This window comes from Hallella absiana, from assembly GCF_025457485.1.
Taxonomy (GTDB): Bacteria; Bacteroidota; Bacteroidia; order Bacteroidales; family Bacteroidaceae; genus Prevotella; species Prevotella absiana.
Window position 1 is genome coordinate 1 of sequence record NZ_JAMXSP010000043.1, and the last position, 16,211, is coordinate 16,211.

A 16,211-nucleotide genomic window follows, 5' to 3' on the forward strand; every position below is an offset into this window, starting at 1 on the left:
TAAGGAGATTTAATGCCATATTAATGGGTGGTATTAGTCAATTTTATACGTTGAAATATTTTGATTAATTAACACGTATAATCATATAGATACAAGTCAATATGAATAGGACACTACACTAGTGTCGACTCTCGACATGTGTTGACCATCGACTCATGTTGATGTGTCGACTCTCGACTTTACGCTTTTCAAACCGCAATACCTGGACAGTAAGTAAGGCGACTTGATAGATAGGAAATCAGATGATAAGACTTGGCACATTTATCACGAGATAAGACTTGGCACGTTTATCACGAGATTAGACTTGGCACAGTTAACATGTGATTAGACTTTGCAATTGCATAGTTAGAGCCAGTAAAAAACTGAATCTGCGGAAAACTGGAATGATCCGAAACTTTCGGAAATCCGCAACAGTTGAGAGCTATTGCAATGGTTGCCAAATGATAGAATCTATCCGAGCAATCCTTATATAGAAACTATCCATGGATAAAATCTATCCTATCTGAGCACTTAGATTTAATTTGTGACACCTATGGTAACGACCATAGCAGTTTAGACTTGCTGAACAAAATAGGTTTACTACTGTTATAATTGATATAAATCAATTAATATGGCGTTATATTATGTTGCGCTGAAAATGCTTATATGGCAACTGAAAAGATGCTACCTTTGCACTAACAAAACATACCAAACTATGCAGAGATACCCTTATATAAAGAAGGGTGCACAATATGCATTTTGCTACATATTTACACTAATGATGTTGTTTGCTTGTGGCAATGACGAACCATTACCAAATAAGCAAATAATTCACAATGAGAATGACAGTACAATCTCTCAAAATGATACTATAAAACATAATCAGTATAATTTTGACCTTTACGATATTCCTATTGTTGAAGAAAACTACGTTCAATGTTTTCTTGGAAATGTTGTTGATTTAGAGAACTCTTCAGCACGACATATTACTTCTTTGCCAAACCCTCAATATAATAAGGTTTCGACCATGTTGTCATATGGTGCAGAATTTTATGAGTATAATTATACTCCAAATCTATTAGAAACACAGAGGATTATAAAGTCATTAAAAGAGAATGATATTGAGCAAAATGAACAATTCACCTTTTCTCAAAATCGCTTTAATACACTGAAAGAGATTCGTTTGGCGTATGGAGGGAAAGAATGCATCTCATTAGACTCCTTATGGCTACAAAACAACAGTATACAGCTTCGATATCAATCCTTTATTGTATATAGCTTGAATCAAGTAATGGCACATTTTTCCCTTGCAGATGAATCAGAGAACATTTTGTCAGTATATCCTGTTGAGAAAAATCATTATGGCTGTATTAATTCGATAACTCTGGGGAAAATATGTTATGTCATAGCAGCGATAGAAAACCATAACGATGATGAACGAATAAATACAGCTGTTTCAATAGAAAACGATGGTATTGTACGCAATGCACTGATTATCACATTTGACAATCAGTGTAGACCTATTGTTCAACAACGTTCATACTTAACAAAGGAAGATATACTTAATATTTTTAACCAACAACCCATTCGGCCTCTATATTTTAATATATATAGTATGAAGAATGGCGCAATTTGTACTTTAAGGAATACAATAAACATAAAATAATATTTATGAAACGCTTTTTAGTTGTTATTCTGCAGGCTTCAACCATAATGCTTGCATTAACTCTTGTTTTTTCATGCTCTAATCAAGAGGTCAGTCTTCAAACCATTTCAACAGAGGAAAACAATCCATATAAGTGGGATGAGTCATTTCATGTGAATTCTTCCACAAGAGCATCTGAATCCCCTAATGAAGCGTATGAGTTTGTGCCTGATGGATTAACATCTGGTGTCTACCCAGGCCTTGTATTAAGTGGTTCTTCAATATCTGCTCCGCCATTAAGACCTACAGCCTTGTCTACATTAAAAGATTCTATAGATGTTTGTTTTGATATGCCTGGATATTATTGTGAACGAATATATCCTAGAGGCACATCTTACAAAAATGCATTAAATCATGCTCTAAAATCACCTGATTTTAGTGGTGAGCAACTTGAACAATTTGAGTACGATCTCAAACAATTTAGTCGTTACGATGAAATGAAGCTTGCTTTTGGTGCAAATGTAAACGTTGCTAAAATTTTAAGGTTGGACGCTTCGTATGATAAAACAAAGATAAAGCATAAAACAGGTTTGTTCGCAAGGGTCTATCAGCGAAACTTTACTGCGACGATGGATTACCCTTCCGACGGAAATCTATTTAAAAACAATAATGATTTAAATTCGTTTTCAGACGATGTATACATTAATTCTATTGTATATGGTAGATTGGCTATTATTTCAATTGAAAGTGATTCTTCATACAATGATGTAAAATCAGCTTTTAAGGCTTCTCTTAATATAGGGAAATTTGGAGGTGAGGATTCTCTTGATGTTAAATCAAAGAAAATTCTAGACAACTCTGACGTGCATGTCTATATATTAGGTGGAGAGGGAAATACTGCAGCACAGACATTTTCTGGTATCAGTAAATTCATGGATTTTATTACATCAGGAGGAGTATTTTCTAAAAACAAGCCAGGTGTTCCAATCTATATTACCACAAATTATTTGAAAGACAATTCTATTTGTGTATCGCATTTTACAATTGAAGGTGATAGATAGAAAAACGCAAGTAATGAAAAAGTTTAATATAAAGCTATATGTTATCTTTTGTCTGTTTATAACTTTTTATGGCTGTTCTGACACAATTGATAATATCGAACAAGTAAATGCTTGTCATCTTAGCCATGACATAACGATAAACATAGATACATATAGGGATCCTAACAACATCCTCTCTTATCCAGCCACACGATCAAGTGACAATTCCCTTTTTGAGGAGAAAACGGTTTCAACTAACGAAACCGTTATTTTCCCTCAATTTTACTCATTGATGTGGCTTGGGAATACTTTTTATAGAAATTCTGTGGCAAATTGCAGTTACAAACCTATTATTGGAAACAAGAAAGGATTAACGGCTTCGCTATCTCTAAGCAATACTAATTACTCTTATATAGAGAATCCTTCTCGCGTGACATACAACCAATACTTGAGTAACGAACTCAAGCGAGCTACATTTAATGGAGATGATAACATTGCTTTTACTATAGACCAATTTACCTATTATCAAGAATTAAAAACAGCTTTTGGAAGCAATACTAATACAGATGTTCTCTTTTGGGGAACTTCTAGCACAAGTGCCACAACGACGCATAAGATTAGTAAAAGATCTGGCCTTTATATTAAATTCTGGCAAACAAGCTTTGTGTCTACAATGGACGACCCCGATATTCCTTTTATCAGCACCACTAAACAATTGATGGATTCTGCTGTTTTTATTAATAGCATCACATATGGCAGATTAGGAATTATAGCAATCGAAACAAATTATGACATAAATCAAGCTAAGGATTTATTACAAAAGTCATTCCATGCAATCTTATTCGGTGGTAAGGAATCACTTACAGATGAAGAAAATCGGTTTTTAAGGGATTGTGATTGTAGGATATATATTCAAGGAGGTGCAGCTAACCTTGCTGTACAGACAATGAATGGATTAGACGCTTTTGTTAATTATGTAAAACATGTAAATTTCTCTTACTCACAGCCTGGAGTCCCTATTTTTTGTTCTTTTGAAAATGTATCTGACAACTCCTTGTCGAAAATTAATTTCAAATTCAATTTTAAAAAAGAGCCAATATATGTTGAACTTATAGACAGCATTAATACTGCTGTAAAAGGCGAGATGCATCATTTGTCTTTGAGTTTTTATAGGAATAAAGCTCGATTTCCAGAAATTCCTAATCCAAGCATAGAATATAAAATTAAAATTGATGATACTCCATCGAGCAAATACAACCCAACAAAAACTCAATACAGAACATTTTCCAATAAAAATTACAACAAATATATTAAAGCATTTAGTTTTTTAGGGAAACATAAAGATGTTATTTACAAAAGAAAATTCAAAGGTTTCACTCTAACGCGTACAGAGGAGTATACGACAACTGCCAAACTATGCGATTCTGAGAGTTATGAAATAATAGGCGAAAATCCAACTAAAATTTATTATTATGACAAAAAACATAATTAATTTCTTGATTCTTATTGGGTTGAGCGTATCTTTTAGTGGGTGTGATAATATTATTACAGAGCAAAATTTACAAGAGAATTCGCTTCTCTCCTTAGATAAAATACCGTGCAACGATATTAACATTCAGGCCCACAGAACTACTGGAAATATAGTAAATAAAGATGTCTCTGTATTTTCAAATATCAATATGACTAGTGTAGTGTCCTGATCATTTCTTCTGTTATACTCATAACTTCGGATAAAGAGAAATTAACTTCACTCTTGCATCCTCTGTACGGAACTGCCAGACAATCTTCTTGCTTTCGTCATTCTTGTCGGTCTCCCATGCGGATAGTTCTTTTCTTAAAATAGATATATCCTGAATTCTTCTGTTCAAACACTGCCTCGTCATCATGTTCAATTCTATTTCAGCCATGTCAAGCCAACTGCCATGTTTGGGAGTATAGTGAATTTCCAGCTTGCGTCGTATGCTCCTTGCTGTTTCAGGGTCGTATTTTTTATACAAGGATGCTATTTTATGCGTGTTCAGATTGTCCATGACGAGGACGATCTTCTTCGCTTCCGGTCTGTTGTCAACCAACCACTTTATTTCTTCAGCCCAATCTACTGCGGTTCTGTGTTCTCTGACACTTTGGTGATGCCAACCGGCAAGCGGTTCAACAAAAGCGAAGATACTGCATGTTCCATTTCTCACATATTCAGAATCTATCTTTTTGTCATTACCGGGCTTCATATCCTTGGGTTCACGCGCCTCACCCAAGAGTTGGTATGGTTTCTCATCCATGCAGATGACCGGGTAGTCTGGATCGTAAGGACGTTCATAGACATCAAGAACGTCTTCCATGCATGCTACGAATTCGGCATCTTCTTGGTTGGCGATGCACCAGTATTGGCTTTTGTGCGGCCGAAGTTCGTTTTTTTTAATACGTTTCCTATTGTTGACTTGCTAACAGGTTCGTCCAACACTATTCTTGACTTGTCTGCCAAGAGTCTTAAAGTCCATCTGGAGTGGCCCTCAGGAGCGGGACCACATGCCAATTTTATGATATTGGCTTCAGCACGCCCGTCAACCTTACGACGTGAGTGATTGGATCCCTCCCCACGGTTCAGGGTTAGCGCTTTTTCTAACCCATTTGTTGCATAGTTCTGAATAGCAGTATAGACCGTCTTTATGCTTATGCCGTTAGAGTGAGCACATTGCTCACAAGTAAATTGCTTGCCATGATTAACATCCAAATCCAAGAAGATCTGGCATCTGCTTCTCAATGTTTGACAAGTTGATTTTGCCTTACGCATTTTCTTGACATATTTCAACTGATCGTCTGTCAACTCTATTATTGTTGTGTGTCTGCCCATAAGATGTGTACTTTATTGCATTGTTATAATGCAAAAATAGGGCTTTAATCGCATACTCAAAAGTAAGTATACAATACTTAACATATTGAATATCAATACATTTAGCGCATATTTCAATATAACAACATTCAATATATCCCCCTATGTGAGCTCTCTAAAAGCAACGTCTACAAGCACGGAAATGACCATATTTTAGTTGCGCTTGAAGGTGTGTAAGGAGATTTAATGCCATATTAATGGGTGGTATTAGTCAATTTTATACGTTGAAATATTTTGATTAATTAACACGTATAATCATATAGATACAAGTCAATATGAATAGGACACTACACTAGACAGCTTTGAGAAGAAATCTTCATTTTTCTTCTTAACTTGATTAATAACTGAAACTATTACGGGCTTAATTTTGTTCTTTTTGTTGCTCATGGTGCAAAGTTTTGAATATTTTTTTATTAGTACTTTAGTATATAGTCCAAGTATGAGACTATAGTCTTACAACTTACAAAAATGTTCTTATAATGCACTGTAGCATAAGCAATTACAAATGATTAATATGAAACTTAATTTGTTGAAAAGTTTTATATCTGTAAAATACTATTACTGATCTTCATTTAGCATGTCGCCTTCTTATATTAAGTGTATATATATAAACTTTTGACGGTACGACCATGAATTAGAGATGATGAATTTGCAATTATAATTCCGCGATACATATTATATAGCTAAGAACATCGCTGAGTGATCGAGGTCAAAGTAGGCAACTACTATGTCCATATGACCGACCTTGAGCGAAGTGTGTGTGATGCTGTCAAGTACAGGAATAAGATAGGCCACGCCCTGTGCTCGGAGATTATCCAGAACTATACGAAACGCACAGACCGTAACCTAAGCCGTCTGTCAGAATATGCCAAGATATTGCGATCAGAAAAATCAATGAAAGAATACATGACAATTACATTGGGAGAATGATTAAGCATAAGAACTACGGGAAGTCAGTAAGGACAAGGCTTCTAACGCTGCTGAATAAGACTGAAAAAGGTACATAAAGCTTTTTGACGCGAAATTTCAACGAGCGAATGTTGTATAGGTTATCTGTTCATCAATGCATCAAAAATTCAATAATAAGCAAGAAAAAACCTTGTAAATCAATTTAAAGTATATTATAAAGCATTATTTTCAACCATAATCTTGCAAGATAAGAAAAGATTGATTATCTTTGCAGTTGAATATACAGAAAGGAAATATACTATGAGTGTATCTGCCGGAACAAAAATAAACCAGTTGCTTGCCAATACATCTCCATCCGGACTTATGTTCTCAGAATGGATGAAACGAAAAGGCTATTCGTCGCAACTGCAAAAACGATACCGGGACACAGGATGGCTGACAACCTTGTGTAAGGGTGTCATGTTCAGAAGTGGCACCCGTCTCAACGCTTTCGATGCGCTTGCCTCCTATAATCTCCAGATGGGAAGACAATTGAGGATAGGAGCTGTCTCAGCCTTGGAATATTCAGGCTTTAACCATTATGTTCCCATGGGCAAGCCTTTGCTGATGGTGGCTTTGCCTGCGGGAGAGAAGATGCCCATGTGGATGAAAAGCGATGCGTATGACATGACTTTCCGGACTTTCTCTTCAACGGCTTTTGCAGAGGTGGAAGTAACTAAGCATGATACCAAGAACGGAACGCTGTATGTGTCCTCTCCGGAACTGGCATTTCTTGAATGCCTTGCGCTGGCACCAAAGCGGTATTCATACATGGATCTCTACTATATCATGGAGCAGCTGACGACATTGCGTTCTGAAGTTGTACAGAGGCTGCTGGAGAATACATCCAATTATAGGGTGAAGCGGATGTTCCTCTATATGGCAGAAAAGGCCGGTCATTACTGGTTCGAGGAATTAGATACAAGCAAGATAGACATGGGTACCGGAAAGCTGCAACTGGTAAAAGACGGTATCCTCAACAAGAAATACTCAATAACAGTTCCAAAAGAATTAAACGATTATGAGGGATAAATACAGGAAGCAGGTCGAGCTGTTGATACGTATCATGCCATCCGTGTTTAAGATAAAAGAATTCGCCGTACATGGAGGCACGGCAATCAACTTGTTTCACAAGGACCTGCCAAGGTACTCTGTGGATATTGACATCACCTACATTCCGATACAAGACAGGGAAACAAGTCTGAGAACAATAAATGCGAAACTGCTGGATATCAAGGCAGATTTGGAAAGAACCATCCCTGGCATCAAAGTCATACCTAAACCCAATGTTTGGAAACTGATGTGCAGCCTTGGCGAGGCTACTGTGAAGATAGAGGTCAATGGCACAAAGAGAGGCATTATCGGTGATACTGTCATTATGCCTCTTTGTGAAAGGGCTAGAAAAGAGTTCAATATGGGTTGCAAGGCTCGTACAGTCTCTTTCAGCCAGCTCTATGGCGGGAAAATAACGGCAGCTCTTAGTCGTCAACATCCGCGTGATCTGTTTGACTGCCATCACATGGACTTATCCTCGTTTGATGAGGTTAAGGATGGCTTCATGCTCTGTCTCTTGGGAAGTGACAAGCCCATAATCGAATCTTTGCAGCCACATGAGATTGACCAGTCAGAAGCTTTGGAAAAGCAGTTCGAAGGAATGTCAGCTCTCAAGTTTGACTATGCAGACTATGAGCAAGCAAGGAAAGACTTGATTCGAATGATTCATGACGGCTTGAACGAAGATGACAAATCATTCTTGCTCTCCTTTGAGCGTGGCGAACCAGACTGGACTCTTTGTTCAGCAGGTAATCTGTCTGCATATCCCTCGGTGCAATGGAAATTAATCAATATACTCAAACTAAAAGAAACCAACATAAAGAAGTTCGAACAGGGTATCAAGAAACTTGAGGACTACCTTACATGTAAATGATAGTGCGAATTTCGGACTTGTCATCTGAATACGGAATACATGTCCGCAGTTGGCAAACACGATAGTGCGGTGTGCAAGGTCTCCTATATATACGACCTCGCACACCGCACTATCGTGTAGCCAAAAAGTTTTTTAAAAGATTGTAGCCCAAATATTTGGTAGATAGTTCATTTTTTGCTAACTTTGAACCCGAGAATTTGAGAATTCATCTCATGACTGGTACATGGTCTCTGTGTGGTCATCATGTCTCCCTTAGGGGTTCACGAAAGGGTCAAAAAATGGCTACACATACGGTACACGGCTTTTGAGTGATTAGATAACTACTTATTATAAAGGAATTTAGCGGATGAGGTCGCGGAGCCTCTCTCTCCGCTTTGTTAAATTGTCTTAAAAGTGTAGAATTAAGGCAGAATAACAAAACAATATAAATCCTGTGACTTTCAACAAGTTACAGGATTTTTGCTTTTCTGATGATTTAAGTTTATTCAACAGAAAATCAGCCCTTAATTCTTAACAAATGTTATAGTGGCTACAATTCGGCTACATTTTTTGTAAACTATTATTATTTGTAGCCGGAAAATCACGGGAATGCCTGCTTCCATGGTAAAATAATAATAATTTAATTTGTTTAATCTATGACCTGAATTTTCTTAGAGTTCAGTAGCCGTCGTTTCCGCACAAACATTATATTGTACCGTAAGTTTAACCGACCGTCCTTTATGCGGCAGACAAGTCTCATGGGGCGGTCATAAAAATTAAAGACATGGTACATAAATTCTCAGTAAGCTTCTACGTCAGAAGCAACTATTCAAACAGGGATGGCATGGAACCTGTCATTTCCCGAATCAACCTTGACGGCAAACGCCTGAGCATCGGCAGCACGGGTGTAAAGGTAATGCCAGGGCATTGGAACGGACTTACAGGCAGAGTGCGCGGTGATGACGAACAGGCTGCGAGATCCAACGAGGAGCTGGACAGAATAGCGCATTCTCTGTACTCGGTATATTACCAGATCGGGCAGCATCACCAGATTACAATTGGGGATATAAAGGCCCAGTACAAGCGTTGTGACGGTGACATAACGACCGTCAATAAACTTCTTGAAAAGTTCAACAGCTTCAAGTTCAATGGCCAGAATGGTAAGACCGGCAAGACCACGAAGTATAAGTACATGCTTGCAGAAAGACGCTTCCTGGATATGCTCCGGTCAAGATACGGAAAGGAAGACATTGGGCTGTGCAGGCTGTCACCCGTAATCATCGAGGACTACTTCCAATATCTGAAGAACTTCAAGGGGCAGAACAACAACACAGCCTGCAAGTCCCTCAAGACTTTTAGGAGCATCATCTTGTTCGGAATCAGGCTCGGCGTGATAGTCAGTGATCCGTATATTGGTATTGTCCATCACTTGGACCCGGTGAAGCGCACTTACCTTACGGACCATGAGCTGCACGCCGTCATAGTTAAGAAGCTCGGCACCAAGCGGCTTGAACGGGTGCGCGATGTATTTGTGTTCGCATGCTATACGGGCATGTATTATTGTGAGATCAGCCGCCTGAAGGACGATGACGTAGTTGAAAGCTGTGGCAAGAAATGGATAAACACCCACAGAAAGAAAAACGGACAGCCCGTATTCGTCCCGCTTCTGGACAAGCCGCTGAAGCTCATTCGAAAATACAGAAGGATGCGCAGCAAGCAGGATGATGACAGCCTTTTCCCGTTGAAGTCATCCACAAAGACAAATGAATATCTGAAAGAAATTGCCGGCGTGTGCGGAATCAACAAGAATCTCACATTCAGAGTAGCCCGTTATACTTTCGCGACGCTGGCACTGATGAATGGCGTCCCCGAGGAGACGATTGCCGTGATGCTTGGGCACAGCAGCACGAGATACACCCAAATCTATGCCCAAATGACCAATAAGAAGGTGCTTGATGACATGGACGAGTATGGTGGCAAACTCAAGAAACTAGGACTATGATAATGGCAGTCTGACGCCCCTGAGAGGATAAGAATGAATTCTGTAATCTAATAAATTTGCGAATGCCTATAGTGTTGCACCTGCATTTGGAGGATGACAACACTATAGGCTTAAGTATATAGTATATAATTTTTATTATATGGGGATTGTATAATTTTCTGTAAGTTACGCACAAAATCTGGTAATCCTGCATAAAGTAAGACAAAAGGTCTGTGTTACTGTCGTGAGTTATGTTAGCAATATCATACCGTAGCAAATTTCCGTGGCAAAACACATATTTTTCTATAACAGCAAATAATCTAAATGGGATATTACTAGCCCCTCAATCGTTATGTCTTTTCTAGTCCAATGTAGACGCAAAGTATTTTTTTGCCAAGTCAAAGAGCCGGTCGGAACTGATATTAGCAATACCTTTCCTTTCTATTTCAGCATACTCCTTTTTGCTCTTGCCAATGACGAACTTACGTTGCACACCATCGATATTAGCCATCAGATGATAGTTGCCTTTATACGTCTGCTCGATTCTAATATCTGAAATCTTGTGGCCATTGACCTCTGTGGAAATAGATTCTGTTGGCTTATCATACTCACCCCATGCACTCAGATGATTGAGGATGGTAGCCTCCACACGACCGACCCATCTTGCGCCTACGCCGTTTTTCTCTGCTGTCGGACGAAATTGCTTTAATGCTTCAGATACTTCTCTTATAATTGCATCGGGCCTTTGTATGCCGTTGTCATGAGCAAATGCCACGGCGTCCTCCCGGCTGAAGTTCCTGAGCTTGGCACGCATGAACAGGCAATGGTCTTCATTGGGAAGGTTGCCTCCCAAGTCCAGTACATAGGTGAGATCGTATGCAGGAGCAAGTCCCCATGTGCCGTCCTCACTCATGATGAAAGAGAAATTCTTGTTATGGTCATCAGTATTGTTGGCAAGGATATTGAACACCATACGCCGGAACACCTCCTGACAGTCCGACTCGGGAAGGTGGAGCTTGCGGTAAACGGTCAGCAGCTTCTCATAGCTATCCGCATCGGGGCACAATGCAGCGAGAGTCTGTGTAAAGAGCTTTTTGCCGTTTCTGCGGTCAAAGCGCATGGTCATAAAATGACTATTGCCATTAACGGAATACAGACGTGACGGCAATCAGATAACGGAAAAGAGATTATCCTGACCTTCACAATAGTCTTTTCATTACGAAGGTAACCAAATTTCTCTTCCATACTCAGCCCTGAGCCTTTATGCCCATAATCCTCTATAAGTCGTTCCACTTCATCTCTGCCAACAATCTTATTGCTGACATCGCCCTTCTTGTTTTTATTATCCATCATAATTCCATTATTAAAAAAACGACCGCAAAGATAGCGGCAGATAGTAACAAAAAACTGCACACCTTAAAATAATTTTGAAAAAGTCAGCCAAAAATTTGCAATCCTCATGAAAATATCCTAATTTTACACACGATAACTGGAAATTGAAAAGACTGGGAAGTGCTTTGTAACGACATCCCTGACCTTTGCACCGTACTAACAACAATTAAGACATGGAAGATTTTGCAGCCATAGATTTCGAGACAGACAACTTTGAACGGACAAGCGACTGTTCTGTAAGAGTTGTTGTAGTTAGGAACGGCAAGAAGGTTGACCAGTTCTATTCACTTATCCATCCAGAACCGGACTATTATAACCGTGTCTGCTCCAGTGTTAACAGCCTCTGCCGTGAAGACACCGAGGAGGCGCCAATATTCCTCGATGTCTGGAAACAGATTGAACCGAAGATAGAAGGACTGCCGCTTGTTGCCCATAACAAGGCATTCGACGAGAACTGCTTGAAAGCCGTCTTCCGCATGTACCAGATGGACTATCCCGACTATTCCTTCTACTGCACTCTAATCCGCTCTCGCCAAGTATGGCCGGGTGGTCATCACAACCTCGACATCATTGCCGAGCGTTGCGGCTACGATCTTAAGAATCACCACCATGCCCTTGCCGACGCCGAGGCATGTGCAGCTATAGCATTAAAAATATTATAATATGAACTTAAATTATCTTACATCCAGAATATTAGTATATTAATAACTCCAATAATTAAAACACATATGCCTGTCCGACTCATGAAATGTTATACCAACCAAAAGGTTTGACAGTACTTAAACAAATAAATATGGCAAATTTACTCTATTCTGTCCGAGAGGTTTTTTCAAATTACCTGAAAGACTGTAAGCATTACAGAATTCCACCATATCAGCGAGGCTACAAATGGGAGGCTCACGATGTGTCAAGGCTTCTTGACGACATCAAAGAGTTTGATCCTGGAGACGATACAGATAAATTCTATTGCCTGCAAAATATAACACTCGTAGAGAAAGACGGCAACTATAATGTAGTAGATGGTCAGCAGCGACTTACCACATTGGCTGTTATACTTTCTTATGTTGGTCAGTATGACCTAATCAATGGTAAACTAATATACAGCATACGAAAGGAAACAGAGGAATTCTTGGAAAAATATATTTACCAGCCATCTGATATTACTGTGTTTACGGACTGGGATGATTTCCTTGCTAAAGCTAAAGTTTCAGGAGTTGATTACGATTACCAAGACATATATTACCTTTTTCAAGCTTATCAGACAGTAGTCAAATGGTTTGAGAAAAATGATAACTTTAAAGGGGTTATACTGACAAGATTACTTGACCATGTAAAACTCATAGTTAATCTGGTTCGTAATATTGATGAACAAGAACTTTTTGAAAACCTCAATGGAAAGCGTGTTCCTCTTGATGGTGCAGATCTAGTAAGGGCTCTCATTATAACACGTATAGCACGTCAGGAGAGTCCGAATACAGAGGATGACATAAAGTATAACGTGCTCATCAACGAACGACGCACAAGAATAGGCATCACTTTAGATGATATTGGAAGGTGGTGGACGGATAGCAATCGTCAGACATGGTTCGGTTTCTTTACACGTAAGGTTAAGACAGACGCAGATGAGACCGTAAATTTCGATGAAGTTCAGCACCAGATAAACTATCTTTATAAACTTTATGCCCAGGTATACAATGATGGGGTCGTTAGTGTGAGCTTTTATGAGAAAGAAGTAGCGAAGAAAGACTTCTTACAACGACTACTTGACTTTCAGCGTACAATGCAGAACTGGTACGACGAACCAGTCCTGTATCATCTTGTACCTTATGCTCACATTCATGCTGGGATGAAATTAAAGGACATCTATGATACGTGGAGAAAATTTTCGCGTCAGGAGTTTATTACGACTCTCAAGAAGAATATCCGCAAGTCATCTGCTATAGAGGCATTATTGGGAGAAGAAGGTAAAGATGAGCAGTCTACCAGTCAAAATGATTGGTTTAACGACGATCTTGCCTCAGTCTGCATTTTACTTGATATTATTCATTGCTTGAACAATCAGACAGAAATGAGGCTGCCTGCCCGATATTTTCAATGGGTGCGAAAAGAAGAAGATCGTGAGCACATATTTCCTCAGACACCTATTGCTGACAAAGTGAAAGAGCCTGATAAGCAAACAGATGTGTTGATGACATACGTTGACTTAATCAATGATATGCTGAAAGATAACAAAAGGGAAGATGAATGCATTGATAAGAAAAAGCTCTTTCCCTCCATCAATTGGTATGACGATGAGTGGCGGCAGCAAACAGAGGAACTAGTTAATGAATATTTGGCTAAACTTATTCCTGTTAATAACTTGGGTAATATGTGTCTGCTTAACAGAAGCGTTAACCGTGGATATGGAAATGATTTCTTCCTGGAGAAGCGTATAGACGTTATGCGTAAGTCTCAGGAAGGAAATTTTATTCGCCCTCATGTCTATGATGCTTTCAATAAGGTTTTCAAGAAACGAGAAGAGAAAATTGATATGGAGCAGATGACAAAATGGGGAAAAGAGGACATACTGCAACGCTGTGATTTTATCATCAAACAAATTAAAAAATTCCTAAGCAATGGCGACACTACAGAATAATGCTTATCTTCGTGAGGAAAACTTATTGTCCTTGTTTTCTCTCAACCGGCTCATAGTTCCAGAGATACAACGTGAATATGTGTGGGGCAATAACACTGATGTTTTGACACAGTTTCTTAATGACATTCGTGCCAAGGCAGAGCCGTGTTCTGTCTGTCATCATGTTCATGCTGCCAAAAGCATGAATGTTGGCTTTTTATATTCATATAAGCCTAACTATGTGAAAAGATCTTATGAACGTATTCTTGATGAATATCTCATTGATGGTCAACAGCGCATTACTACACTTTTCCTCTTACTTCTTTACCGTGCTTCCGTTGAGGATAGACTTTCAGACTTTTTAGCTATAATCCGTGCTTATGATGGACCAAGTACAATAGCGTTCAACTATAAAGTCCGTAATCTTACCCAACGCTTTGTCCTGGATCTCATTAGTTGGACAGAGAAGATGGGAAAGAAAGCCTTTGACTTCGTTGACTCTATGGATGACACTCCATCATGGATGCTTGACGATTATCTCACTGACCCTACGGTAATGGCTATGATTTCCGCTATAAAAGTGATGCGTGATGTTTTTAAGGATGACGACAATTATTATTTTGACTTTCTGCTTACTAACATCCGATTCTGGCACTTTAAAACAGAGGCTACATCTCAGGGTGAGGAACTTTATATAACAATGAATTTGCGCGGTGAGCAGTTGTCTGACAATGAGATGACTAAAGCTCGTGCTCTGCCACAGGATGAACTTATCAATCATGGTATGGACTGGGAGAGTTGGCAGACATTCTTTTGGAGAAATCGCAAAAAGAGTGTTGAAAACCCTAACGCAGACAAAGGCTTCAACGCTTTTCTGGCTTGTATTGAAGGGTATGTCTCTTTTTTCAAGGGTAAGGCTTATAAAGCAAACATTTTTGATATTACTTCGGCAATGTGGGCATTACAATATGTCACAGGTAACGATGTGAAGGATGGCAATGGAAATACTGTCTTTAGCAACAATTTCAGAAAGGAGTTGGAAACCAAGTATAACGGATTGTACACAACTTGGTATGATAACTTCCTGAATGATATATGGACGATTATCGACAAAGATAGCATAGACTGGCATATTGATAACTATAAACTTTCTAAGGACGCAGAAGCTCGCACTCTATACAATAATTCATCTGTGGCAAGGAATGCAAGTATGCTAATATGGCCATGGCTTTACTATTTCAGTACATTGGCCCCTAGTCAACAACCTGACGATGATGTACTTATACACTTGTTGCATCTATACTATGTGCGTTTTCACTGTTATCAGCGGTCCTCCACTACAATCGAGCGTGTCGTTGACAATATAGTAAAGTATTACCGTGACAATGATTCGATAGACAACAGTGAAGCTGGTGATGATGATGCCGATATTGATGACTTTGACCATCTCTTTAGTGAAGAGGAGATGCTTCTGTTTAAACTTTGTGGAAAAGATAGAACTGCTGAATCGATAGCTTGGAAATTACAGGATCTTCCTTATTTTATAGGAGAGAGAAAACTTGGGGGGTATACCATTCGAAACTTCATTCGTAAAGAAGTCGGCATCATAGATTGGGCGAAACCAACTGAAAGTTTGACAGCTCTTTATGATTTTATCAATACATTGCTTCCTGATGGCAATGCTGATGGTGGCAATATTCGGCCCAAGGGGGATTGTCCGTGGCGGGCAGATGCCGCTGCCTAACCAAAGACAGTAACACATCTATAGAAAAAGAAGGGTATATCCCTTATTCCCTTCAGGCATGACCTGAAGGCTTTC

13 protein-coding genes are annotated in these 16,211 nt (G+C 39.1%); 9 read left to right on the forward strand and 4 right to left on the reverse strand.

The genetic code is table 11. From position 1 onward, the window contains the following. The first annotated feature begins 694 nt into the window (after positions 1-694). The 3 genes from NG346_RS13295 to NG346_RS13305 are packed head-to-tail and all read left to right on the forward strand — an operon-like array spanning position 695 to position 4,156. Positions 695-1,645 carry a hypothetical protein gene (locus tag NG346_RS13295; protein WP_262288860.1) on the forward strand — a complete coding sequence of 317 codons (951 nt, stop codon included), beginning with the start codon at positions 695-697 and terminating at the stop codon, positions 1,643-1,645. 5 nt (positions 1,646-1,650) lie between these two features. Beyond that, positions 1,651-2,685 carry a thiol-activated cytolysin family protein gene (locus NG346_RS13300; protein WP_262281330.1) on the forward strand — a complete coding sequence of 345 codons (1,035 nt, stop codon included), beginning with the start codon at positions 1,651-1,653 and terminating at the stop codon, positions 2,683-2,685. 13 nt (positions 2,686-2,698) lie between these two features. Further along, positions 2,699-4,156, forward strand: coding sequence for a thiol-activated cytolysin family protein (locus tag NG346_RS13305; protein ID WP_262281331.1), 1,458 nt, complete (start codon positions 2,699-2,701; stop codon positions 4,154-4,156). Positions 4,157-4,382: 226 nt separating this feature from the next. On the opposite strand, the gene NG346_RS13310 is transcribed toward NG346_RS13305, so the two are convergent. Then, positions 4,383-5,081 (reverse strand): IS630 family transposase, encoded by a 699-nt coding sequence (locus tag NG346_RS13310; protein WP_317620798.1) that lies wholly within the window; start codon positions 5,079-5,081, stop codon positions 4,383-4,385. Continuing rightward, on the reverse strand, positions 5,006-5,485 hold the full coding sequence (locus tag NG346_RS13315; RefSeq protein WP_262281369.1) for a helix-turn-helix domain-containing protein: 480 nt from the start codon (positions 5,483-5,485) through the stop codon (positions 5,006-5,008). Before NG346_RS13315 ends, NG346_RS13310 begins: the two co-directional genes overlap by 76 nt. A gap of 1,275 nt (positions 5,486-6,760) precedes the next feature. Between NG346_RS13315 and NG346_RS13320 the strand changes: the two genes are divergently transcribed. The 3 genes from NG346_RS13320 to NG346_RS13330 all read left to right on the forward strand — a co-directional run bounded on the left by NG346_RS13320 (position 6,761) and on the right by NG346_RS13330 (position 10,407). Then, positions 6,761-7,531, forward strand: coding sequence for a type IV toxin-antitoxin system AbiEi family antitoxin domain-containing protein (locus tag NG346_RS13320; RefSeq protein ID WP_262288863.1), 771 nt, complete (start codon positions 6,761-6,763; stop codon positions 7,529-7,531). Further along, positions 7,521-8,426, forward strand: coding sequence for a nucleotidyl transferase AbiEii/AbiGii toxin family protein (locus NG346_RS13325; RefSeq protein ID WP_262288861.1), 906 nt, complete (start codon positions 7,521-7,523; stop codon positions 8,424-8,426). Before NG346_RS13320 ends, NG346_RS13325 begins: the two co-directional genes overlap by 11 nt. Before the next feature lie 823 nt (positions 8,427-9,249). Next, entirely contained in the window at positions 9,250-10,407 is a 1,158-nt protein-coding gene (locus NG346_RS13330; protein WP_262281169.1) for a site-specific integrase, read from the forward strand. A 340-nt stretch (positions 10,408-10,747) separates the two neighbouring features. Here the strand turns inward: NG346_RS13330 and NG346_RS13335 are convergent, their stop codons facing one another. Next, positions 10,748-11,512 carry a type II toxin-antitoxin system HipA family toxin gene (locus tag NG346_RS13335; protein ID WP_317620797.1) on the reverse strand — a complete coding sequence of 255 codons (765 nt, stop codon included), beginning with the start codon at positions 11,510-11,512 and terminating at the stop codon, positions 10,748-10,750. Next, positions 11,509-11,739 carry a hypothetical protein gene (locus NG346_RS13340; RefSeq protein WP_262281168.1) on the reverse strand — a complete coding sequence of 77 codons (231 nt, stop codon included), beginning with the start codon at positions 11,737-11,739 and terminating at the stop codon, positions 11,509-11,511. The genes NG346_RS13335 and NG346_RS13340 overlap by 4 nt, the downstream gene beginning before the upstream one ends. A 212-nt stretch (positions 11,740-11,951) precedes the next feature. On the opposite strand from NG346_RS13340, the gene NG346_RS13345 reads away from it, so the two are divergent. From NG346_RS13345 to NG346_RS13355, 3 genes are all read left to right on the forward strand, one after another. Further along, positions 11,952-12,440 (forward strand): exonuclease domain-containing protein, encoded by a 489-nt coding sequence (locus NG346_RS13345; RefSeq protein ID WP_262281167.1) that lies wholly within the window; start codon positions 11,952-11,954, stop codon positions 12,438-12,440. Between the two features lie 131 nt (positions 12,441-12,571). Then, positions 12,572-14,413 (forward strand): DUF262 domain-containing protein, encoded by a 1,842-nt coding sequence (locus NG346_RS13350; RefSeq protein WP_262281166.1) that lies wholly within the window; start codon positions 12,572-12,574, stop codon positions 14,411-14,413. Beyond that, entirely contained in the window at positions 14,394-16,136 is a 1,743-nt protein-coding gene (locus NG346_RS13355) for a DUF262 domain-containing protein (RefSeq protein WP_262288862.1), read from the forward strand. Before NG346_RS13350 ends, NG346_RS13355 begins: the two co-directional genes overlap by 20 nt. Positions 16,137-16,211 lie beyond the last annotated feature (75 nt).

Excerpts from the sequence above, each read along its gene's own strand:
- NG346_RS13295 (WP_262288860.1), top strand. The coding sequence starts at position 695 with ATGCAGAGATACCCTTATATAAAGAAGGGTGCACAATATGCATTTTGC.
- NG346_RS13300 (WP_262281330.1), top strand. The coding sequence starts at position 1,651 with ATGAAACGCTTTTTAGTTGTTATTCTGCAGGCTTCAACCATAATGCTT.
- NG346_RS13305 (WP_262281331.1), top strand. The coding sequence starts at position 2,699 with ATGAAAAAGTTTAATATAAAGCTATATGTTATCTTTTGTCTGTTTATA.
- NG346_RS13320 (WP_262288863.1), top strand. The coding sequence starts at position 6,761 with ATGAGTGTATCTGCCGGAACAAAAATAAACCAGTTGCTTGCCAATACA.
- NG346_RS13325 (WP_262288861.1), top strand. The coding sequence starts at position 7,521 with ATGAGGGATAAATACAGGAAGCAGGTCGAGCTGTTGATACGTATCATG.
- NG346_RS13330 (WP_262281169.1), top strand. The coding sequence starts at position 9,250 with ATGGAACCTGTCATTTCCCGAATCAACCTTGACGGCAAACGCCTGAGC.
- NG346_RS13335 (WP_317620797.1), bottom strand. The coding sequence starts at position 11,512 with ATGACCATGCGCTTTGACCGCAGAAACGGCAAAAAGCTCTTTACACAG.
- NG346_RS13340 (WP_262281168.1), bottom strand. The coding sequence starts at position 11,739 with ATGATGGATAATAAAAACAAGAAGGGCGATGTCAGCAATAAGATTGTT.
- NG346_RS13345 (WP_262281167.1), top strand. The coding sequence starts at position 11,952 with ATGGAAGATTTTGCAGCCATAGATTTCGAGACAGACAACTTTGAACGG.
- NG346_RS13350 (WP_262281166.1), top strand. The coding sequence starts at position 12,572 with ATGGCAAATTTACTCTATTCTGTCCGAGAGGTTTTTTCAAATTACCTG.
- NG346_RS13355 (WP_262288862.1), top strand. The coding sequence starts at position 14,394 with ATGGCGACACTACAGAATAATGCTTATCTTCGTGAGGAAAACTTATTG.